This window comes from Rhizobium sp. 18055 (assembly GCF_902706285.1).
In the GTDB taxonomy this organism is placed as follows: domain Bacteria; phylum Pseudomonadota; class Alphaproteobacteria; order Rhizobiales; family Rhizobiaceae; genus Rhizobium.
Genome location: NZ_CACSKD010000013.1, coordinates 44,567 through 63,271, shown reverse-complemented (window position 1 = coordinate 63,271; position 18,705 = coordinate 44,567). Strand labels below are relative to the sequence as shown.

Sequence of the window (18,705 nt, the reverse complement as noted above, 5' to 3'; positions counted from 1 at the left end):
GGGGCTGGGTTATGGACCGTCTTGACCGCAAGATTCTGCGTCTTTTGCAGGAAGATTCAACATTGGCGGTTGCCGATCTTGCCAAGAAGGTCGGCCTTTCCACGACCCCTTGCTGGCGGCGTATCCAGAAGATGGAAGAGGACGGCGTCATCAAGCGCCGTGTCGCCATTCTCGATCCGGAAAAGGTCAATACGAAGGTCACGGTGTTCGTATCGATCCGTACCGCCACGCATTCGATCGAGTGGCTGCGACGCTTCTCGGAAGTGGTGGCCGAATTCCCCGAAGTTGTCGAATTTTACCGGATGAGCGGCGATGTCGATTATCTGCTTCGGGTCGTCGTTCCGGATATCGGCGCCTATGACGCCTTCTACAAGCGGATGATCGCCAAGATCGAAATCCGCGACGTCTCCTCGGCTTTTGCGATGGAGCAGATCAAGTATTCGACGCAGTTGCCGCTCGATTACATGATCCTCGACAGTTCCAAGTCGAACGAGGATTGATCCTTCAGGCGGGCGGGTATGTTCTCGCTCGTCAGTTCCATGGCGGCAACTGACAACAGTCAATGCGCCGTTCGCTCTTCCCTATTGCTGGAAATCGCGCCGTCTCGGTGACAATGCCGAAACGGCGCATGGCTGATATATTCTCCTCCGAGCGCAGCGTGTGGGGATACGCGATCAATGCGGCTGCACTGGAGGAGTGGCGATCACTTTTCGAGGCGGGCGAGAAGCGAGGACGTGTCCCAGCGATTGCCGCCCATGGCCTGGACGTCACCATAGAACTGGTCGACGAGGGCGGTGACCGGAAGCCTGGCGCCGTTGCTGCGGGCTTCGCTTAGCACGATGCCCAGATCCTTGCGCATCCAGTCGATGGCGAAGCCGAAATCGTACTTGCCTTCGTTCATCGTCTTGTGGCGGTTTTCCATCTGCCAGGAGCCGGCCGCCCCCTTCGAGATCACCTCGATGACCTTCTCGATATCGAGGCCGGCGCGCTTGCCGAAGTGGATGCCTTCGGCCAGACCCTGGACGACACCGGCGATGCAGATCTGGTTGATCATCTTGGTGAGCTGGCCGGCACCCGGAGCGCCCATCAGCCCGACCATGCGGGCAAAGGCGTCGATGACCGGCTTGGCCCTGGCGTAAGTGGCTTCATCGCCGCCGCACATGACGGTCAGCACGCCGTTTTCGGCGCCGGCCTGGCCACCTGAGACCGGGGCGTCGATAAAGCCGATGCCCTTTTCCTTGGCGGCTGCGTGGAGTTCGCGGGCGACATCGGCGCTGGCCGTGGTGTTGTCGATCAGGATTGCGCCCGATTTCATCGACTGCAGGACGCCATCCTTGGCCGATGTCACCGAACGGAGATCGTCGTCGTTGCCGACGCAGGTGAAGACGAAATCGGCGTCTTTTGCCGCTTCCGCCGGCGTGGGCGCCGACTTGCCGCCGAATTGCTCTGCCCACGCGGCGGATTTTGCGGCTGTGCGGTTATAGACCGTGACGTCATGGCCGCCTTTCACCTTCAGATGACCCGCCATGGGGTACCCCATCACGCCGAGACCGATGAATGCGACTTTTGCCATGTGACTATTCCTTTCATGAATGCTGTGCATGAGGATTAGCGGAAACCGGGCCGGGCGAAAAGCCGCCGATACGGCTCTGCCCGTACGCTGTTGGAACAAAATTCCTCGATGGGCCGTAAAACGGGTCAGGATAATTTCAACAGACGCGAAAATCACAAATATAAATGTCGATATAATTTATGGATTTTATCAGAGTTATCCCATCGCAAACATCCGCCGTTTCGGACAGGAGAGCCGGAACGGTGCTGAACGCAAAAGGGGAGTGCCATGATTTCACGTCGACAGACACTGGGACTGATCGGGGCCGCTGCTGCAACGGCTATTCTGCCGTCGATCAGGCCGGCACGGGCGGCAGCAAGCGAGTTGCGCATCGGCTGGCAGAAAAATGGCGTGCTCGCCTTGGCCAAGCGTCGTGGCGCGCTCGAGAAGCGGCTGGCCGACAAGGGGATCACGGTGAGCTGGTCGGAATTCACCTCCGGGCCGCCGTTGCTGGAAGCGCTTGGCGCAGGGGCACTGGATTTCGGTGCGACCGGCGACGTGCCGCCACTGTTTGCCCAGGCGGCCGGCGGGCAGCTCTACTATGTCGGAACGTATCGGGGCAGTGCTGCCGGATCGGCGATCGTGGTGCGCGCCGATTCGGACATCAAGACGGTGGAGGACCTGAAGGGCAGGAAGCTTGCGTTCAAGCGCGGATCGAGCGCGCACAACGTCACCGTGAAGATCCTGCGCAAGGGGGGCCTCAAGATTGATGACGTCGAGGCGATCGACCTGTCGCCGCCGGACGCTGCTGCCGCCTTCAAGAACGGCAGCATCGATGCATGGTCGATCTGGGACCCCTATCTCGCCATTGTCGAGGCCGATCCGCAGACGCGGGTGCTGTCGACCGCCGAGGGGATCGTCGAATCCTACAGCTACTTTCTCGCCAATGCCGGCTTCACCGATGCGAATGGCCCGGTGATCGTCGATGTCATCGACGAACTCGCCAAGGTCGGGCGCTCGGCTCAGGGCAAGCTGGACGAGACGATCAAGGAGTTGTCGGAGATCACGGGTGTGCCCGCCGATATCACCCGCGTGGTGCTGACGCGGCCAGGCGCGGATCTCGGTGGTGTCTCAACCATCGGCGATGATGCGGCAACCTATCAGCAGGCGTTGGCAGACGAGTTTTTCAGCCTTGGTATCGTGCCGAAGCATCTCAGAACCGGCGATATCGTCTGGCGCCCGAAGGCCAGCTGATTGCGCCGGTACCGAAAGAACGGTTTTGCATTCCACGGCATGAGGTGGTTCCCCATGCTGTGGAATCGGCAAAACCATTCCCCAAATCCGCGTAGATATGAAAATTTATAATGTCGATCTAATTGGTCGTCTATGAAATCATTGCCTCATGAAAAGAGGCCCAGCGCCAGGCGCAGGGCCGTGAGGAGAGGACCAGAGCATGTTCACCCGCAGACAGACATTGAGCCTTATGGGCGCCGCTGCCGCAACGACTGTGCTGCCGCAGGTGCGGGCAGCGCGGGCGGCGGAAACGACGCTGCGTATCGGCTGGCAGAAGTTCGGCGTGTTGGCGCTGGCGCGGCGCAACGGTGCGCTGGAGACGCGACTGGCGGCCAAGGGCGTCACTGTCGAGTGGAACGAGTTTACCTCGGGTCCGCCGCTGCTCGAGGCGGTCGGTGCCGATGCGCTAGATTTCGGCGTCACCGGCGACGTGCCGCCACTGTTTGCACAGGCCGCAGGTGGCAATCTGCTCTATGTCGGTGCCTATCGCGGGCCGGCGGCATTTCACGGGCTTCTGGTCCACAAGGATTCTCCGATCCAGACGATCGAGGATCTGAAGGGCAGGAAGGTCGCCTACAAACGCGGCTCCAGCGCCCATAATTTTGCGCTGAAGGTGCTGGCCAAGGCGGGGCTGCAGCTCTCCGATATCACCGAGATCGACCTGCCGCCGCCCGATGCAGGCGCCGCCTTCAAGAATGGCGCCATCGATGCATGGGCGATCTGGGATCCGTTCTTCGCCGTGGCGGAAGCCGATCCGCAGACGCGTGTTGTGACGACGTCTGACGGGCTGCTCGACAACTGGGGCTATTTCCTCGGAAACGGCACCTTCACCGCTGCTCACCCTGAGGTCATCGCCGATGTCATCGACGAGCTTGCCAAGGTAGGGGCTGCGGCGCAGGCGGATATCGACGGCACCGTGAAGACGCTCGCCGCAATCACCGGTGTTCCCGAAAACATCACCCGCGTGACGCTGACGCGCAGCCAGGCCGACCTCGGCAAGGTCTCGCTCGTCCCCGATGCGGCGCTCGCCTACCAGCAGGCGCTTGCCGATGATTTCTACAAGCTCGGCGTCGTGCCGAAGCAGCTGACCGTCAGCGATATCGTCTGGCATCCCGCAAGCTGAACCCTTCCAGATAACGAGGATCATTCCCATGACCAGCACGCACGATCCCATCAACTTTCTCTGGTTCATCCCGACATCGGGCGACGGCGCCTATCTCGGCTCCAACGAGCTTAACCGCGCGCCTGATTTCGGCTACCTCACGCAGATCGCCCAGGCGGCCGATCGCCTCGGCTATTCCGGCGTGCTGTTGCCGACAGGTGTTGCCTGCGAAGAATCCTTCGTGACGGCGGCGGCACTGGCGACCAAGACCGAGAAGCTGCAGTTCCTTGTCGCCATCCGTCCCGGCACGGCATCGCCCGCCTATTACGCAAGGCTTGCGACGACACTCGACCGCATTTCGAACGGTCGGCTGCTGCTCAACATCGTGGTTGGCGGCAGCCCCGGCGAGCTGGCCGGCGACGGCATCAACCTGGCGCATGACGAGCGCTATGCCCATGCCGACGAGTTCTTCACGGTGTTCGAAGAGCTGCTGGAAAAGGGCGTTGCCAGCTATGACGGCAAGTACATCAAGGCGACCAATGCAAAGCTCGGCTTTCCCTCCGTGCAGACACCGCGACCGCCACTCTATTTCGGCGGCTCCTCGGATGCCGGCATCGATTTTTCCGTCGGTCGTGTCGACAAATACCTGACCTGGGGCGAACCGCCGGCACAGGTGGCCGAGAAGGTGCAGAAGGTGCGTGCCGCCGCCGCCGACAAGGGCCGCGAGGTCAGCTTCGGCATCCGCCTGCATTTCATCGTGCGCGAGACCGACGAAGAGGCGTGGGCAGCGGCCGACCGGCTGATCTCGCAGCTCGACGATGAAACGATCCGCGAGGCGCAGGAACGTTTCGTCAAGGAGAGCGACTCCGTCGGCCAGAAGCGCATGGCAGCGCTGCATGGCGGGCGTCGCGACAAGCTCGAAGTGTCGCCAAACCTGTGGGCCGGTGTCGGTCTGGTGCGTGCCGGTGCCGGCACGGCGCTGGTCGGTTCGCCGAAGACGGTGGCGGCGCGGCTGCGCGAATACCAGGATGTCGGCATCGATACGGTGATCGGCTCCGGCTATCCGCATCTGGAAGAAGCTTATCGCGTTGCCGAACTCTTGTTTCCGGAACTCGGGATTACCCGCCAGGAACAGCGCCACGGCTTCCAGAGCGATTTCGGCAAGCGCCAGGTGTTTGGCGGCGGCAGCCATGGCGGCAACCTGAAAGTGGTTTCCGGCTCCTGACCAGCGATGTTGCGCCGTCCACCAGCCGTGGGCGGCGTTTGATTTGACGCAAAGGCCTGCCCGAGGTTGCTCACCTCCCGGGTATGCACAGAAGCGAGGACGAAATTCATGTCGACATTCGATACGCCGATCGGCCGGGCGCTGACCGAACGCAAGGCGGGCAGGCCAGGCTTTCGCCCGTCGCTGCCGGGCCGCGAAACGCTGCTGCCCTATCTGGTGCCGGTGGCGATCATCGCCATCTGGCAACTCGGCTGTTCCGTTGGCTGGATCTCCTCGCGCATCATGCCGTCGCCCGCCGATGTCGCCGCTGCCTTCTGGGCGACGACCCTGACCGGCCAGCTGCCACATGATATCCTTGTCAGCGCGGCGCGCGCCTTCGGCGGGCTGCTGGTCGGCGGCTCGATCGGATTTCTGCTGGGGATTGCCAATGGCGTCTCGAAGGTCTCCGAGCAACTGACCGATACGACGCTGCAGATGCTGCGCACCATTCCACATCTGGCGATGATCCCGCTGGTCATTCTGTGGTTCGGGATCGGCGAGGAATCGAAGCTGTTCCTGACCTCGCTCGGCGTACTGTTTCCCGTCTATCTCAACACCTATCACGGGGTGCGCAATGTCGATCGCGACCTGATCGAGATGGGCCGGGTCTATGGCATGGGCAACTGGACATTGTTTCGCAAAGTGATTTTTCCCGGCGCCTTGCCGTCGATCTTCGTCGGGCTTCGCTATGCGCTCGGCATCATGTGGCTGACGCTGATCGTTTCTGAATCGATCGCGGCCTCATCCGGCATCGGTCACATGGCCAACAATGCCCGCGAATTCATGATGACCGATGTCGTGGTGCTGTCGCTGGTGATCTACGCCGTGCTTGGCAAGCTTGCCGATGTGGTGGCGCGGGCGCTCGAGCGCCGGGCGCTGCGCTGGAACCCGGTTTACCAGAAGTAGGAGAGACGCCATGACGGTCATCGCACAGGAACGGTTTCACGGCGCTGCCGATGAGACCGACCACGAGATCGAACGGACTCAGACTGTCGGTGCGGGTGCTGCGGCGATCACGCTGAAGGGGCTGGAGAAGAGCTTTGGCGGCAACCGGGTGTTGCGCGGTATCAACCTGCACATTCCGGCCCGGCAGTTCGTCGCCGTGATCGGAAAGAGCGGTTGCGGCAAGAGCACGCTGCTGCGCATCCTGATGGGGCTGGACGCGCCGACTGCGGGCGAGTTGCATTTCGAGGATACCGATGGCGGAGACACCGAGGCGAATGCCCGCATCGTCTTCCAGGAGCCGCGGCTGTTGCCGTGGCTGAGTGTCGCCGACAATGTCGTGGTTGGCCTCGGTGACAAGGTCAACAGAGACGTGGCTGCCAAGGAGGTGGAGGCGGTGCTGTCGGACGTGCAACTGGCGGAAAAGGCCGGCGACTGGCCGGCGCAGCTTTCCGGCGGGCAGCGGCAGCGGGTGGCACTGGCCCGCGCCCTGGTGAGCAAGCCCGGCGTGCTGGCGCTCGACGAGCCGATGGGCGCGCTCGATGCGCTGACGCGGATCAGCATGCAGGAACTGGTCAACCGGGTCTGGCGCGAGCTGGGGTTCACGGCTGTGCTGGTGACGCATGACGTCAGCGAGGCGGTGCATCTGGCCGACCGGGTGATCGTGCTCGACGAAGGACGCGTGTCGCTGGACTTGGCGATCCCCTATCCGCATCCACGCCGTCATGGCAATCCCGATCTGGCCGAACTCGAAGGACGGCTGCTGGCTGCCATCCTCGGGACGGACGGGGGCCGCTGATCGGCCGGCTTGTCGCTGCCAATGCCAGTGCCAAGGCCAAGGCCAGTGCCAGTGCGGCTTCGGATCAACTGTCTGCGGCGTCCGGCCTGAATTGCACAGGCAACCTCTCTCTGTAGGGATAATACTTGAAATAGGGCATGGCTTCCTGCAGCACCCTGACAACCGACGGGCGCTGCATCAGGCGCTCATGGTAGGTCGCGAGCTTCGGGTATTCGTTGCCGAAGGGGACTAGCGTTTCGGCGTAGAACAGGGCCGGTGCCGCGGCGCAGTCGGCCATGGTGAAAGTCTGGCCGGCGACCCATCCCGTAGCGTCGAGCTTCTTTTCGATGACAGCGTATGAGCGGCCAAGCGCTGCTCTGTGCTGATCGGCGCGGGCCTCGCTGCCATCAGGCCGCATCCGCTCGCTGACGATCTGCTGCATCGGCTCCTGGACGTAGAGATCGAAGAAACGGTCCCACAGGCGAACATCCAGCGCTGCTTCGAAATCCTCTGGCAGAAGGCGTGGAGAGCCGGGGTAGTAGCGATCGAGATATTCGATGATCACGGACGTCTCGAACAGCGTGCGATCACGCGCTTCGTCACGCAGCGCCGGCATCTTGCCGAGCGGCGAGATCTGAAGGAAAGCCGTGCGTGCCGCCTCGTCGCCGAGATCGACCAGCACCGCCTCGAACGGTATGTCGCTCTCGTAGAGCGCGATGAGAACCTTGTGGCAGAAGGAGGCAAGCGGATGCTGATGAAGGATGAGCGTCATGAGACTGGTCTTTCGAGCCATTCGGAACCCGATCCGAATGGCTCAATATCAGCATGTCATTGGATAAACGACAAGTCGTTATCTCTTGATGGCTATTGTGCCAGTTTTGCAATCACCAAATGGCCCGGCGTCGGCTGGCCGTCTTCCATGCGGACGTTGATGTCGGTGATTTCGACGATTTCGAAGCCGGTGGCGGCGAGGCGTTCGCGGACGTAGGTTTCGGCATGGGCGAAGCGCTGGTGGGGGCCGACCATGTAGGCGCGGCCGGCGAGCGTCGCCTCTGGAAGAGTTTCCGAGGAGAAGATGAACAGGCCGCCGGGCGCCAGGTTTTCGGCGGCGCCGAAGAACAGCGGCTCGAGACCGCCGAGATAGGGCAGGACGTCGGTGGCGGTGATGATGTCGAACGGGTCTTCGTCGTTGTCGTCGAGGAAGTCTTCGGCTTCGGCGACGAACAGGGTCTCGTAGAGATCCTTCTCATGAGCGATCTCGACCATGTTTTCCGAGAGGTCGATGCCGGTCATTTCCTCGCAGAGGTCGCGCAATGTGCCGCCGGTCAAGCCGGTGCCGCAGCCGAGATCGAGCAGCCGCTTGAACGGGCCGAGGTCGAGCGCCTGCAGGCGCTGGCGGACCAGCATCGGCACGTGGTAGCCGAGTTGCTCGACGAGAACGTCTTCGAAGACTTCGGCGTGCTGGTCGAACAGGGTTTCGACATAGGCGTCAGGCGCCTTGGCCGGCGTCTCGCCGCGGCCCATGGCAGCGATGCGCACGGAGGCGCCGCCGTGATCCTCGGGATCGATGGCGAGTACTTCCTCGTAGGCTTTCACGGCTGCGTCCACGTCGCCCGATTTTTCGAGTTCGAGGGCGCGGTTATAGGCTTCCGCGAGGGCTTCTTCGTCGATCTTCTTGGCCATATCATTCACCACTGTTCTATCTTTGCCCCAGCCTCTAAGGCGAGTGGAGGGGTTTTGCAATGGTGACGTTCATGGCGCGTTGCAGCGCGAACCCGTTGGCGGCGCGTTCGGCAAGGGGATTTGGTGTGCCTGACGGGTCCGTCGTCGCGGGCTAGTTGATGATGAACTCGCCCTTCAGTGCTCGCCATTCCGTGGCCGAAATCAGCCTGCGGTGGATATAGCGGACCGAGTGCAGCGGGCCGTCGAGTTTTTCCTGCCAGAACTTGAGAAAGCCGCGCATCTCGGGAAAATCCGGTGCGAGGTCGTAGTCCTGCCAGATGTAGGTCTGCAGGATCGCCTGATGATCGGGCATGCGGTAGATGATCTGGGCGGTTGTCAGGCCGTAGCCGCGAAGCTGCTTTTCCATTTCCTTGTGCATTTGGCGTCTCGCTTCTTGTTCCCACTCGGCGCTTATGAGCGCCAACTGAAATGGAACCACGTCATGATTAACCGAAGCTTGCGGAAATGCCAGTAAAAGGAATTTGCCTGTTTATTTTCAATGGTTTGGCAGCAGTCTTAAGGGAGTGCTACCAGGTTGGTCAGCGCTTCAGGTGGCGCGTCAAGCGTCGTTCTATCCAGTCCCACAAATGTCTCAGCGCCTCGACCATGATGAGATAGAAGATCGCCGCCCAGAGATAGGTCTGGTAATCGAAGGTTCTTGAGAAGGCATAGCGGGTCTCGCCCATCAGATCGAGCACGGTGATGATGGCGACAACCGCAGACCCCTTGATCAGCAGGATGATCTCGTTGCCATAGGGGCGCAGCGCGACGATCAATGCCTGCGGCAGGACGATCTTGCGGAAGGCGATGACCTTGTGGATGCCGAGCGAGGATGCGGCTTCATGCTGTCCGCGCGGTACGCTTTCGATGGCGCCACGCAGGATTTCGGCCTGATAGGCAGCGGTGTTGATGGTCATCGAAAACAGGCCGCAGTACCACGCCTCGCGGAAAAACCACCAGAGGCCGACGGATTCCAGTTGCGGGCGGAACTGGCCAAGGCCGTAGTAGATCAGGAAGAGTTGCGCCAGGAGCGGCGTGCCTCGGAACACGTAGACGTAGCAGAAGGCGAGCCCGTTGATGATCTTGTTCTTCGACATGCGGGCAAAAGCGAGCGGCAGCGACAGGATGGCGCCGCAAACGACCGATATGGCCACAAGGGTAATGGTGGTCATCAGGCCGTGCAGGTAACGCGGCCCGTAGCGGGTGAAATTGCCGATATCCCAGCCGCTGATGATCATGGCGACAAGGCCGACCGCGAGCACGATCCACAGCCCGACGACGATGCAGCCCATGACGCGCGCGAAGCTCAAAGGCTTGCCGAAGTCTTTGGGTGCCGGCTGCGGCGGGATCAGAACCTCCGAATGGCTCATCGGCGGATCTCCGAGCGCTTTGCCCAGCGCTCGATATAGCGCAGCCCAAACGAGGATATGATCGCAAGGCCGAGATATATGCCGCAGGCCAAGGTGTAGAACAGGAAGGCCTGCTTGGTGACCTTTACCGCGACGCCGGTCTGGCGAAGCACGTCAGCGAGGCCGATGATCGAGACATAGGAGGTGTCCTTGAGCAGGATCATCCAGAGATTGACGAGGCCGGGAAGCGCGATGCGGACGAGTTGCGGCATGACAATCAGCATCATCGTGCGGCCGCGGTGCAGGCCGAGAGCGTCGCCAGCTTCGTACTGGCCCTTGGGGATGGCGCGAAAGGCAGACAGCAGCACTTCCGAGCAATAGGCGGAGAAGACGACCGACAGCGCGATGACGCCGGAGAAGAAGGCGTTGATCTCGACGGTTCCTTCATAGCCGACCCATGCCAGCAGAGCCTGGATGAGCATCTGCATGCCGTAGTAGATGATGAACAGCGTCAGCAGTTCCGGCAGGCCGCGAAAGATCGTGGTGTAGATACCGGCGGCAAGGCGGACTGATTTTTCTTCCGATTGCTGGCCGAGCGCCACGATGAAGCCGATCAGCAGGCCGATGGGCAGGGTGACGACGGCAACGGAGACCGTGACCTTCAGGCCGGCGGCGATTTCGTCGCCCCAGCCGGTGTCGCCGCAGGCCAGAATCGTCGATTGGCCGAGCCATGTGAAAATGCCGGCAGGTCCGCAGAGCGGATCAAACACATATCCAATCCAGGCCCAAAGCGAGCCCAGCGCGGAAGACAATCCGCCCATGCCAAGTTTCCCCTCGCGGCTTTTGCCGCTTTGATCTTGCATCCTTTGTCAAACAAAAATGGCGGAAGGGCAAGCCTTCCGCCATCGCATTTGTTAGTGGCCTACAGGATTATTCGTCGCCGTAGACGTTGAAGTCGAAATACTTGTCCTGGATCTTCTTGTAGGTGCCATCGGCGCGGATTGCGGCGATCGCCGTGTTCAGCTTTTCGCGGAGCGGATCGCCCTGGCGAACGGCAATGCCTGCGCCCACGCCGTTGATTTCCTTGTCGACGGGGAGCGTCGTCAGGATCTTGCAGCATGCGCCGGCATCCGACTTGACCCACTCAGACAGAACCACGACGTCGTCGATGACTGCATCGACACGGCCGTTGGCGATGTCGAGCTTGTACTCGTCAGCCGTCGGGTAGAGCTTCAGTTCGGTGTCGGGCAGGTGCTTTTCAGCGTAGTTGGAGTGCGTCGTGGACGTCTGCGCGCCGATCGTCTTGCCCTTCAGGCCGGCAACGTCGGTGACGGTTGAATCCTTCGGCACGGCAACTGCTGGCGGCGTGTTGTAGTACTTGTTGGTGAAGTCGACGAGCTTGGAGCGCTCCGGCGTGATCGACATGGATGAGACGATCATGTCGAACTTCTTGGCCTTCAGACCGGGAATGATGCCGTCCCAGTCGCTGCTGACGATGGTGCAGTCGGCCTTCATCTGTGTGCAGAGCGCGCGGGCGATGTCCATGTCGAAGCCGAGGAACTGGCCGCTGGCATCAACGTACTCGAAGGGGGGGTAGGTCGAGTCCGTACCGATGACATACTTCTCGCCATCGGCCATGGCCGAGCCCGCGAAAAGAGACATCGCGGCGATCGAGGCGGCTGCGAGAAAACGGGTGGAAATATGCATGTGAGTCCTCTCTGTTGGTTACCGCATGCCATCCTTTTATTTTATGGCAGCATGAAGCAGGACGCTGCTTTGCAACGCCTTGGGGCGATAATCAAACCTTTTTTGCGCAGATTGCAACTGGATTCGCAGAGGGATTGTGCGTTGCAAACGATGACGAAGATGAACCTTCGCAAACCGTCATATTCAGACCGGGTTAATCGGGCAGTTCCTAAGACAGGCGGAACGAATCCCGGCGCCGTCTGTTTAGGAACGCCGATTTGCGTGCCGTGACGAGACGCCGCTCAGAACGCGTCGAAAAATAAACAGGAAATGAGGAGACCCTATGGGAATGAAATCCAGATTGTTTGCCAGCGCGGCCTTTCCGCTACTGTCCCTTTCGCTCGTGCTGCCTGCGGCACACGTCCTTGCGGCAGCACCAAGCATTGAAGAGACCCGGGTGGCAGCTCAGTCCGCCGATGGCAGCTTCGAGGTGGCGCAGGACGCGCCTTCGGATGAAGAGTTGCTGAAAAAGCAGCGCGAACAGCAGGAAGAGCAGCAGAAGCAGGCACCTGCCGAGGCGCCTAAGGCTCCGGAACCGGCTGCCGAGGCTCCGCCGCCACCGCCTGCTCCAAAGGCCGAAGCGCCTGCGGAAGCGCCACCGCCGCCGCCCGCCGCCGAGCCGGCACCGAAGGCGCCGGAAGCGCCGGCCGAAAAGCCCGCGGCCGAAGCCCCTGCCCAGCAGGAGGCGCCCGCCGAAAAGCCGCGCAAGCAGAAGCAGCCTGCCGCCGAGCAGCAGCCCGATGCCGCCGCCCCGACTGCCGAGCAGCCGGCCGAAAAGCCGCGCCATAGCAAGCGTGACAAGCAGCCGCAGCAGGAAGAAGCCGCGCCGCCGCAGCCTGCGGAGCAGGCCGCTCCACAGGTTGAACAGGCCGCACCGCAGACCGAGGAACAGAAGCCGCCGCGCAAGAACGGCAAGCCCGCTCCTGCCGACGGCGCCGAACAGCCGGCCAAGCCGCAGAAGAAACCTGCCGCCGAAGCTCCCAAGGCCGAGCCGGAGGCGCAACAGCCTGCCGATGCTCAGCCGCCCGCAAAACCGGGCGAAGCGCCGGCCCAGCAGCAAGGCGAGGTCGCTCCGGCCCAGCCGGACGGTGTACCAGCAGGCCAGCCGCCTGTAGCACAGGCCGAGCAACCGATCCCGGCGCCTGAGAAGGTCACACCGCAGGAAATCGAGCGCCGCAAGGAAATCGCCGCCGATCCGGCCAAGAGCACGGAGACCGTCGTTCTCCCGGTTCAAAATGGTGCGGCCGTCCTTGACAGCGACAAGGACGCGGATCGCTCCGGCGGTGTGCAGTCGCGCCGCGACCGCGACAAGCAGCGCGGTGCGGAGCAGCAGGTGCGCGTGCCGAAGTCGGACGCCGATGCGCAGCTGGCAGCACCCGGTGGCGCCAAGCCGGCACCCGTCAAGATCGAGGCGATCACCAGCGAGCAGGGACAACGTCTCGATCGGCGTCCGCAGTTTGCGCGTCCAGACGGTGCGAGTTTCGGTGAGCGTGGCGACGACAACCGCGTGATCATCCAGTTCAACAACCAGACCTATGTTCGCGGCGACGACGACCGACGCTTCCTGCGCGATGGCGAGCGGCCGGTTTACGAGCAGCTGCAGCGTGATCGCTATCGCGAAACTATCGATCGCGACGGCTACCAGATCGTGACGGTCCGCAACCGTTACGGCGACATCATCCAGCGTTCGCGGATCGACAATCGCGGTCGCGAGCATGTGCTTTATTACACGCCTGATCTGTCCGAAAATCCGGATCGCGACTACTTCGAGGACCCGGGTGCCGATCTGCCGCCGATGCGCCTGCGCATTCCGCTGCAGGACTACATCATGGACACCAGCAACGACGACGACCGCGACTATTACGACTTCCTGCGCGAGCCGCCGGTCGAGCCGGTCGAGCGCGTCTATTCGCTGAACGAAGTGAAGTATTCGGCGCGTATCCGCGACAAGGTTCGTCGTATCGATCTGGATACGGTGACCTTTGCCACCGGCAGCGCGGAGATCCCGATGAGCCAGGCGCGCAGCATGCGCAAGGTGGCTGACGCGATCAACGAGGTGCTGAAGAAGGATCCGACGGAAACCTTCCTGATCGAAGGTCACACCGATGCCGTGGGTTCCGACCAGAGCAACCTGATCCTGTCGGACCAGCGTGCGGAATCGGTCGCCAACGTGATGAGCGACGTCTACGGTATTCCACCGGAAAACCTGGCGACGCAGGGCTATGGCGAGCGCTACCTGAAGGTCAATACGCAGGGGCCGGAGCAGGAAAACCGCCGCGTCACCATCCGCCGGGTGACGGCGCTGGTAAGGCCGGTTGCTTCGAGCAAGTAAGCGATAGCGACAGCATCATCGAAGAAGCCGCCGGGCGATCGGCGGCTTCTTCAGTTTATGGGTGGTAGATCCACTGTCCTCGATATGAAGTCTGCAATGGCGCCGGTATCGTCGAGGTCGAAGACGGGCAGGGTAGCTTCGCTGATCGCGTGATCGGCGGCGATGGCGACGATGTTGGGATCGCCGGGTGCTAAAGGTTCGCGGTTTGCCGCTTCAAGGCGACGGGCCTCGATCTTCGGGATCGGCTCGCGCTTGTAGCCTTCGATCAGCACCAGGTCGCAGGGGGCGATGCGGGCGAGGATTTCCTCGAATGTCGGCTCGGCGGCACCGCGCAACTCGTGCATGATGGCGTAGCGGGTGCCGGAGACGATGGTCACTTCATGGGCACCGGCCTGGCGATGGCGGTAGCTGTCGGCGCCGACCTTGTCGATGTCGAAATCGTGGTGGGCGTGCTTGATGGTGGAAATGCGATAGCCGCGGCGGGTAAATTCCTCGACCAGCCGCACCGCAAGGCCGGTCTTGCCGGAGTTCTTCCATCCCGAGATGCCAAAGATCCTTGGCCGCTCGCTCATGCCATCACCTTGATCCAGCGCTCTGCTTCAGCCAGATCATCCGGTGTGTTGACGTTGAAGAACGGGTCGAGAAGGCTCGCCCGGGTCGGGCGCAGCGGAAACGCCACTTCGGTCACGTCATGCCGCAACAGGAAGTCGCGTACCCGGCGCTTTTCATCGGTCGCGATCCAGGTCGCCAGGTCATCTGCAAGCGAAACCGGCCACAGGCCGAACACCGGATGGCTGCGGCTTTCCGAGGTGGCGATGGCGATCTTCCGAGGTCCATCGATCACGCCTGCCAGCCAATCGACGAGATCATAGGGGAAGAATGGGCTATCGACCGATACGGTGACGACATGGGTGACGGATGGCAATGCAGCGCCATGAACCATGGCGGCGTGGATGCCGGCCATCGGTCCGGCCTTGCCGGGAATGATGTCTGGGATAAACGTCCAACTGCAGTGATCGGGGGCGGTATCGGCGTTGATGGCCACGGACGCGACCTGCGGTGTCAGTTGCTCGACCACGCGGTCGAGCAACGTGCGGCCGGCCAGCGTCACCGCGGCCTTGTCGCGGCCCATGCGCGAGGAGCGTCCACCTGCGAGAATGACGCCGGGGATGTTGGAGCGATCGAGCGTGAACTCTGTTGTGCTTGTCTTCGACATCAGACTGGTGTTCTCGGTTCTGATTGCTGTGCGACCTGGGCCCCGTGGCGCTTGGCCTCACGATAGAAGGTGTAGAGGCCGGATAGGATGACGATGGCGGCGCCGATCACCGTCCAGTTATCTGGCACTTCGGCAAAGAACATCCAGCCGAGCAGCGCCGAAAAGATCAGGCTGGTATAGCGCAACGGCGCCACGAAGGAGATATCGCCGGTGCGCATCGCGACGATGATGCATTGGTAGCCGATCAGCACCAGAACCGCGGCAAGCCCGATGTGCGAGAACGATACGGCGCTGACGGTCTGCCAACCGCCGAGCATGGGTGCCAGGATGGCGCCGAACAGCGATACGGATATTGCCGTGATGACGGTGATCATCAGCGAGGGTATGTCAGGGTCGACGCTGCGGGTCGCCAGATCGCGTCCGGCCGTGGCCAGCACGCTTGCGATGCAGAGCAGTGCCGCCAGCGTGAAACCATCCGCGCCGGGGCGCACGATGATCATCACGCCGACGAGACCCGCGAGGATGGCGAGCATGCGCCGCCAGCCGACCGGTTCGGCAAAGAACAGCACGGCGCCGAAGGTGACCACAAGCGGCAGCGATTGCAGAATGGCCGACGCGTTGGCGATCGGCATCATGCCCAAAGCGGTGATGTAGGTGACGGCAGCCAGGATTTCACAGAGGACGCGAATGGCGACCATGGGTTTCAGAATGATCCGCCATGAGCGCAGGGCGCCCATCTGGCGTGCGATCAGATAGACCAGTACACTGGTGATCACGCCGCGCATGCACATGATCTGACCGGCATTCATTTCTGAAATTACTGATTTTGAAAGAGCGTCGCCCGCTGAAAAGGCCGCCATGGCGATCGTCATGTAGATCGCACCCTGAGTATTGCTTGACCGCGGCATAAAGAGCTTCCGATTCCATCCCGCGCCCTTGTAGAGCCGAATGATGATCATTGGAATCGAATGAAAGCCACATCCGTCATAATTCGATTGCGCGGCGCACAAATTCGACGTTGCTAATGCATGGCGGAATGATCGGTCTGGCTGGTGCGTTCCAGGCGGCACCATTGACCCCGGGAATGGTCACCCGCCGGTGACGCTCATGTGGCGGCTGACGGCAGGGCGGTTGTGGGTGCGGTCGATGATGAAATCATGGCCCTTGGGCTTGCGCGAGATCGCTTCGTCGATGGCGGCAAAGAGCAGCCCGTCGTCTTCGCTTGCCCGCATCGTCGAGCGCAGATCAGCCGCGTCGTTCTGGCCAAGGCACATGTAGAGGGTGCCGGTGCAGGTGAGGCGGACGCGGTTGCAGCTTTCGCAGAAATTGTGGGTCATCGGCGTGATGAAGCCAAGACGACCGCCGGTTTCCTTCACAGTGACATAGCGGGCAGGGCCGCCGGTGCGATAGCCGATCTCGCTCATGGTGAACTGCGTTTCCAGATCGGCGCGCAGCTTGGATAGCGGCAGGTAGCGATCGGTGCGGTCTTCCTCGATTTCGCCCATCGGCATGGTTTCGATCACGGTCAGATCCATGCCGCGGCCATGCGCGAAGCGGATCATCTCCGGCATTTCGATATCGTTGAAGTCTTTCAGCGCCACGGCATTGAGCTTGATCTGCAGGCCGGCCTTCTGCGCCGCCTCGATGCCTTCCATGACCTTGTGGAAGTCGCCCCAGCGGGTGATCTGGCGAAACTTGTCGGGATCGAGCGTATCCAGCGAGACGTTGATGCGCCGGACGCCGCAATCATAAAGCTCGTCGGCGTAGCGCGCGAGCTGCGAGCCGTTGGTGGTCAGCGTCAGTTCGTCGAGGCCGGAGCCGATCCGCTTGCCGAGTTCGCGCACCAGAAACATGATGTTCTTGCGCACCAGCGGCTCGCCGCCGGTCAGCCGCAGCTTGCGCACGCCCTTGGCGATGAAGGCGGAACAGAGACGGTTCAGCTCCTCCAGCGTCAGGAGGTCCTTCTTCGGCAGGAAGTTCATGTTCTCGGACATGCAATAGGTGCAACGGAAATCGCAGCGGTCGGTCACCGAGACGCGCAGATAGGTGACCGCCCGCTGAAACGGGTCGATCATCGGTTGCGCATCGGCCACAAGCGGGGTGGCGTTGGCTATGGGTCCGACCTTGCTGTTCAACACTTTCTCCAATCCTGACCTAATGTGCGTACTGGCCGGCGCAACGTCAAGCAAGAGGCGACGTGCTTACGTTAAATTGAACTTGCCTCAATGAGGCGCATTGCCTACTCCTCGAACCGAAGAGGAGCCTGACCATGAGCGACATCTGGCCGACGGAACTGAAGGTATCGAAAGATCGGCAGCGACTTGTCGTCACCTTCAACGACGAGCAAAGCTTTGCGCTTTCGGCCGAGATGCTGCGCGTACTGTCTCCGTCAGCCGAGGTGCAGGGGCACGGGCCCGGCCAGAAGCTGACGGTGCCCGGCAAGCGCAATGTCGCGATCATTTCAATGATACCGACCGGCAACTATGCGGTCAGGATCGGCTTCGATGACATGCACGACACGGGTATCTTCACATGGGCCTATCTGCGTGAACTCGGCGAGGGCGGCGCAGCGCTTTTTGCCGCCTATGAGCGTGAACTGCAGGAAAAGGGCATGAACCGGGATACATCCGAAAAGCCGCGCTGAGACGATGCCCCGTTGAGTGCGCGGATGGGAACCCACGATACACCGGTCGCGACGCGGCCCCGGTTCGCCGGGCAGCGCCAAGCGTCATTGTGGCGTCATGTTAGGCGGCTAATTTTCGTTGAGAAGACCATGGCAGAGCGATCATGAAAATCATTGAAACGGTAGAAGAACTGGCGGCCATTTACGCCGGTGGATTGACGCAGGCATCGGTGGCGAAGGTGACGGGCTATCTGACGCCGCTTTACCGGCAGATGATCGAGGCCTCGCCGTTCGTGGCGCTGGCGACCGTCGGGCCGGAGGGGCTGGACTGTTCGCCGCGCGGCGACATTGGCGGCGTTGTGCGGGTGATCGACGAGAAGACGGTGCAGATGCCGGATTGGCGCGGCAACAACCGGGTCGATTCGCTATCGAACATCGTGCGCGATCCACGGCTGGCGCTGATGTTTCTCGTTCCGGGATCGACCACAACGATGCGTATCAACGGTCGCGGCGTGGTCTCCAACGACGAGGCGCTGCTCGCCTCCTTCGAGATGGATGGCAAGCATCCGCGCACGGTGATCGTGGTGACGATCGACGAGGTCTATTTCCAGTGCGCGCGGGCGTTGATCCGCTCGGAACTCTGGAACCCTGACAACTTTGTCGATCCGAAAAACCTGCCGACGCCGGGCCTGATGCTGAAGGCCGCGACCGAGGATTTCGATGACGAAACCTACGATCGAGAATGGCCCGGCCGGGCTGCAAAGACAATGTGGTGACAATGGCTTC

The 18,705-nt window shown here is 61.7% G+C and carries 20 protein-coding genes; 9 read left to right on the top strand and 11 right to left on the bottom strand.

Annotated elements, in window-relative coordinates; all coding sequences use genetic code 11:
- The first annotated feature begins 11 nt into the window (after nucleotides 1–11).
- Entirely contained in the window at nucleotides 12–500 is a 489-nt protein-coding gene (locus GVL52_RS20425; protein WP_160010536.1) for an Lrp/AsnC family transcriptional regulator, read from the top strand.
- 203 nt (nucleotides 501–703) lie between these two features.
- Here GVL52_RS20425 and GVL52_RS20420 read toward each other — a convergent pair whose 3' ends face one another.
- Entirely contained in the window at nucleotides 704–1,603 is a 900-nt protein-coding gene (locus GVL52_RS20420) for an NAD(P)-dependent oxidoreductase (protein WP_160010535.1), read from the bottom strand.
- A gap of 237 nt (nucleotides 1,604–1,840) precedes the next feature.
- Here GVL52_RS20420 and GVL52_RS20415 point away from each other — a divergent pair, with 237 nt between their 5' ends.
- The 5 genes from GVL52_RS20415 to GVL52_RS20395 all read left to right on the top strand — a co-directional run bounded on the left by GVL52_RS20415 (nucleotide 1,841) and on the right by GVL52_RS20395 (nucleotide 6,952).
- Entirely contained in the window at nucleotides 1,841–2,806 is a 966-nt protein-coding gene (locus GVL52_RS20415) for an aliphatic sulfonate ABC transporter substrate-binding protein (protein WP_160010534.1), read from the top strand.
- Between the two features lie 199 nt (nucleotides 2,807–3,005).
- Complete coding sequence (locus GVL52_RS20410; protein WP_160010533.1) at nucleotides 3,006–3,968, top strand: aliphatic sulfonate ABC transporter substrate-binding protein; 963 nt, start codon at nucleotides 3,006–3,008, stop codon at nucleotides 3,966–3,968.
- 28 nt (nucleotides 3,969–3,996) lie between these two features.
- On the top strand, nucleotides 3,997–5,172 hold the full coding sequence (gene ssuD / locus GVL52_RS20405) for an FMNH2-dependent alkanesulfonate monooxygenase (protein ID WP_160010532.1): 1,176 nt from the start codon (nucleotides 3,997–3,999) through the stop codon (nucleotides 5,170–5,172).
- A gap of 108 nt (nucleotides 5,173–5,280) precedes the next feature.
- Nucleotides 5,281–6,117: an ABC transporter permease subunit gene (locus GVL52_RS20400; protein ID WP_160010531.1), complete on the top strand. Its 837-nt coding sequence runs from the start codon at nucleotides 5,281–5,283 to the stop codon at nucleotides 6,115–6,117.
- A gap of 10 nt (nucleotides 6,118–6,127) precedes the next feature.
- The gene (locus tag GVL52_RS20395; RefSeq protein WP_160010530.1) at nucleotides 6,128–6,952 is read left to right on the top strand and encodes an ABC transporter ATP-binding protein; all 825 of its coding nucleotides are present in this window, start codon (nucleotides 6,128–6,130) and stop codon (nucleotides 6,950–6,952) included.
- A gap of 64 nt (nucleotides 6,953–7,016) precedes the next feature.
- Here GVL52_RS20395 and GVL52_RS20390 read toward each other — a convergent pair whose 3' ends face one another.
- The 6 genes from GVL52_RS20390 to GVL52_RS20365 form a co-directional block, all read right to left on the bottom strand.
- A complete protein-coding gene (locus tag GVL52_RS20390) occupies nucleotides 7,017–7,703 on the bottom strand; it encodes a glutathione S-transferase family protein (RefSeq protein WP_160010529.1) in 687 nt (228 codons plus the stop codon).
- Nucleotides 7,704–7,795: 92 nt separating this feature from the next.
- Nucleotides 7,796–8,614, bottom strand: coding sequence for a methyltransferase domain-containing protein (locus GVL52_RS20385; protein ID WP_160010528.1), 819 nt, complete (start codon nucleotides 8,612–8,614; stop codon nucleotides 7,796–7,798).
- Between the two features lie 151 nt (nucleotides 8,615–8,765).
- Nucleotides 8,766–9,032, bottom strand: coding sequence for an usg protein (locus tag GVL52_RS20380; RefSeq protein WP_160010527.1), 267 nt, complete (start codon nucleotides 9,030–9,032; stop codon nucleotides 8,766–8,768).
- 160 nt (nucleotides 9,033–9,192) lie between these two features.
- Entirely contained in the window at nucleotides 9,193–10,023 is an 831-nt protein-coding gene (locus GVL52_RS20375; RefSeq protein WP_160010526.1) for an ABC transporter permease, read from the bottom strand.
- The gene (locus GVL52_RS20370; protein WP_160010525.1) at nucleotides 10,020–10,823 is read right to left on the bottom strand and encodes an ABC transporter permease; all 804 of its coding nucleotides are present in this window, start codon (nucleotides 10,821–10,823) and stop codon (nucleotides 10,020–10,022) included. Before GVL52_RS20370 ends, GVL52_RS20375 begins: the two co-directional genes overlap by 4 nt.
- 109 nt (nucleotides 10,824–10,932) lie before the next feature.
- Nucleotides 10,933–11,709 (bottom strand): transporter substrate-binding domain-containing protein, encoded by a 777-nt coding sequence (locus tag GVL52_RS20365; RefSeq protein WP_160010524.1) that lies wholly within the window; start codon nucleotides 11,707–11,709, stop codon nucleotides 10,933–10,935.
- A gap of 322 nt (nucleotides 11,710–12,031) precedes the next feature.
- On the opposite strand from GVL52_RS20365, the gene GVL52_RS20360 reads away from it, so the two are divergent.
- On the top strand, nucleotides 12,032–14,080 hold the full coding sequence (locus tag GVL52_RS20360; protein WP_160010523.1) for an OmpA family protein: 2,049 nt from the start codon (nucleotides 12,032–12,034) through the stop codon (nucleotides 14,078–14,080).
- Nucleotides 14,081–14,130: 50 nt separating this feature from the next.
- On the opposite strand, the gene mobB is transcribed toward GVL52_RS20360, so the two are convergent.
- From mobB to moaA, 4 genes are all read right to left on the bottom strand, one after another.
- On the bottom strand, nucleotides 14,131–14,652 hold the full coding sequence (mobB, locus tag GVL52_RS20355) for a molybdopterin-guanine dinucleotide biosynthesis protein B (RefSeq protein ID WP_160010522.1): 522 nt from the start codon (nucleotides 14,650–14,652) through the stop codon (nucleotides 14,131–14,133).
- Entirely contained in the window at nucleotides 14,649–15,296 is a 648-nt protein-coding gene (gene mobA / locus GVL52_RS20350) for a molybdenum cofactor guanylyltransferase MobA (protein WP_160010521.1), read from the bottom strand. The genes mobB and mobA overlap by 4 nt, the downstream gene beginning before the upstream one ends.
- The gene (locus GVL52_RS20345; protein ID WP_160010520.1) at nucleotides 15,296–16,204 is read right to left on the bottom strand and encodes a DMT family transporter; all 909 of its coding nucleotides are present in this window, start codon (nucleotides 16,202–16,204) and stop codon (nucleotides 15,296–15,298) included. The genes mobA and GVL52_RS20345 overlap by 1 nt, the downstream gene beginning before the upstream one ends.
- A 180-nt stretch (nucleotides 16,205–16,384) precedes the next feature.
- A complete protein-coding gene (gene moaA / locus GVL52_RS20340) occupies nucleotides 16,385–17,431 on the bottom strand; it encodes a GTP 3',8-cyclase MoaA (RefSeq protein WP_160010519.1) in 1,047 nt (348 codons plus the stop codon).
- Nucleotides 17,432–17,565: 134 nt separating this feature from the next.
- Between moaA and GVL52_RS20335 the strand changes: the two genes are divergently transcribed.
- Together GVL52_RS20335 and GVL52_RS20330 are read left to right on the top strand one after the other, a co-directional pair.
- Nucleotides 17,566–17,940, top strand: a complete 375-nt coding sequence (locus tag GVL52_RS20335; protein WP_160010517.1) for a gamma-butyrobetaine hydroxylase-like domain-containing protein — start codon at nucleotides 17,566–17,568, stop codon at nucleotides 17,938–17,940.
- Between the two features lie 143 nt (nucleotides 17,941–18,083).
- Nucleotides 18,084–18,695 carry a pyridoxamine 5'-phosphate oxidase family protein gene (locus GVL52_RS20330; protein WP_160010515.1) on the top strand — a complete coding sequence of 204 codons (612 nt, stop codon included), beginning with the start codon at nucleotides 18,084–18,086 and terminating at the stop codon, nucleotides 18,693–18,695.
- Nucleotides 18,696–18,705 lie beyond the last annotated feature (10 nt).

What these genes read in the sequence shown, in the direction of transcription:
- mobA (WP_160010521.1), bottom strand. Translation starts at nt 15,296, where the DNA reads ATGTCGAAGACAAGCACAACAGAGTTCACGCTCGATCGCTCCAACATC.
- GVL52_RS20370 (WP_160010525.1), bottom strand. Translation starts at nt 10,823, where the DNA reads ATGGGCGGATTGTCTTCCGCGCTGGGCTCGCTTTGGGCCTGGATTGGA.
- GVL52_RS20410 (WP_160010533.1), top strand. Translation starts at nt 3,006, where the DNA reads ATGTTCACCCGCAGACAGACATTGAGCCTTATGGGCGCCGCTGCCGCA.
- GVL52_RS20335 (WP_160010517.1), top strand. Translation starts at nt 17,566, where the DNA reads ATGAGCGACATCTGGCCGACGGAACTGAAGGTATCGAAAGATCGGCAG.
- GVL52_RS20385 (WP_160010528.1), bottom strand. Translation starts at nt 8,614, where the DNA reads ATGGCCAAGAAGATCGACGAAGAAGCCCTCGCGGAAGCCTATAACCGC.
- GVL52_RS20330 (WP_160010515.1), top strand. Translation starts at nt 18,084, where the DNA reads ATGAAAATCATTGAAACGGTAGAAGAACTGGCGGCCATTTACGCCGGT.
- GVL52_RS20425 (WP_160010536.1), top strand. Translation starts at nt 12, where the DNA reads ATGGACCGTCTTGACCGCAAGATTCTGCGTCTTTTGCAGGAAGATTCA.
- GVL52_RS20365 (WP_160010524.1), bottom strand. Translation starts at nt 11,709, where the DNA reads ATGCATATTTCCACCCGTTTTCTCGCAGCCGCCTCGATCGCCGCGATG.
- GVL52_RS20415 (WP_160010534.1), top strand. Translation starts at nt 1,841, where the DNA reads ATGATTTCACGTCGACAGACACTGGGACTGATCGGGGCCGCTGCTGCA.
- GVL52_RS20420 (WP_160010535.1), bottom strand. Translation starts at nt 1,603, where the DNA reads ATGCACAGCATTCATGAAAGGAATAGTCACATGGCAAAAGTCGCATTC.
- GVL52_RS20380 (WP_160010527.1), bottom strand. Translation starts at nt 9,032, where the DNA reads ATGCACAAGGAAATGGAAAAGCAGCTTCGCGGCTACGGCCTGACAACC.
- GVL52_RS20345 (WP_160010520.1), bottom strand. Translation starts at nt 16,204, where the DNA reads ATGCCGCGGTCAAGCAATACTCAGGGTGCGATCTACATGACGATCGCC.
- ssuD (WP_160010532.1), top strand. Translation starts at nt 3,997, where the DNA reads ATGACCAGCACGCACGATCCCATCAACTTTCTCTGGTTCATCCCGACA.
- GVL52_RS20360 (WP_160010523.1), top strand. Translation starts at nt 12,032, where the DNA reads ATGGGAATGAAATCCAGATTGTTTGCCAGCGCGGCCTTTCCGCTACTG.
- GVL52_RS20375 (WP_160010526.1), bottom strand. Translation starts at nt 10,023, where the DNA reads ATGAGCCATTCGGAGGTTCTGATCCCGCCGCAGCCGGCACCCAAAGAC.
- GVL52_RS20390 (WP_160010529.1), bottom strand. Translation starts at nt 7,703, where the DNA reads ATGACGCTCATCCTTCATCAGCATCCGCTTGCCTCCTTCTGCCACAAG.
- GVL52_RS20395 (WP_160010530.1), top strand. Translation starts at nt 6,128, where the DNA reads ATGACGGTCATCGCACAGGAACGGTTTCACGGCGCTGCCGATGAGACC.
- mobB (WP_160010522.1), bottom strand. Translation starts at nt 14,652, where the DNA reads ATGAGCGAGCGGCCAAGGATCTTTGGCATCTCGGGATGGAAGAACTCC.
- GVL52_RS20400 (WP_160010531.1), top strand. Translation starts at nt 5,281, where the DNA reads ATGTCGACATTCGATACGCCGATCGGCCGGGCGCTGACCGAACGCAAG.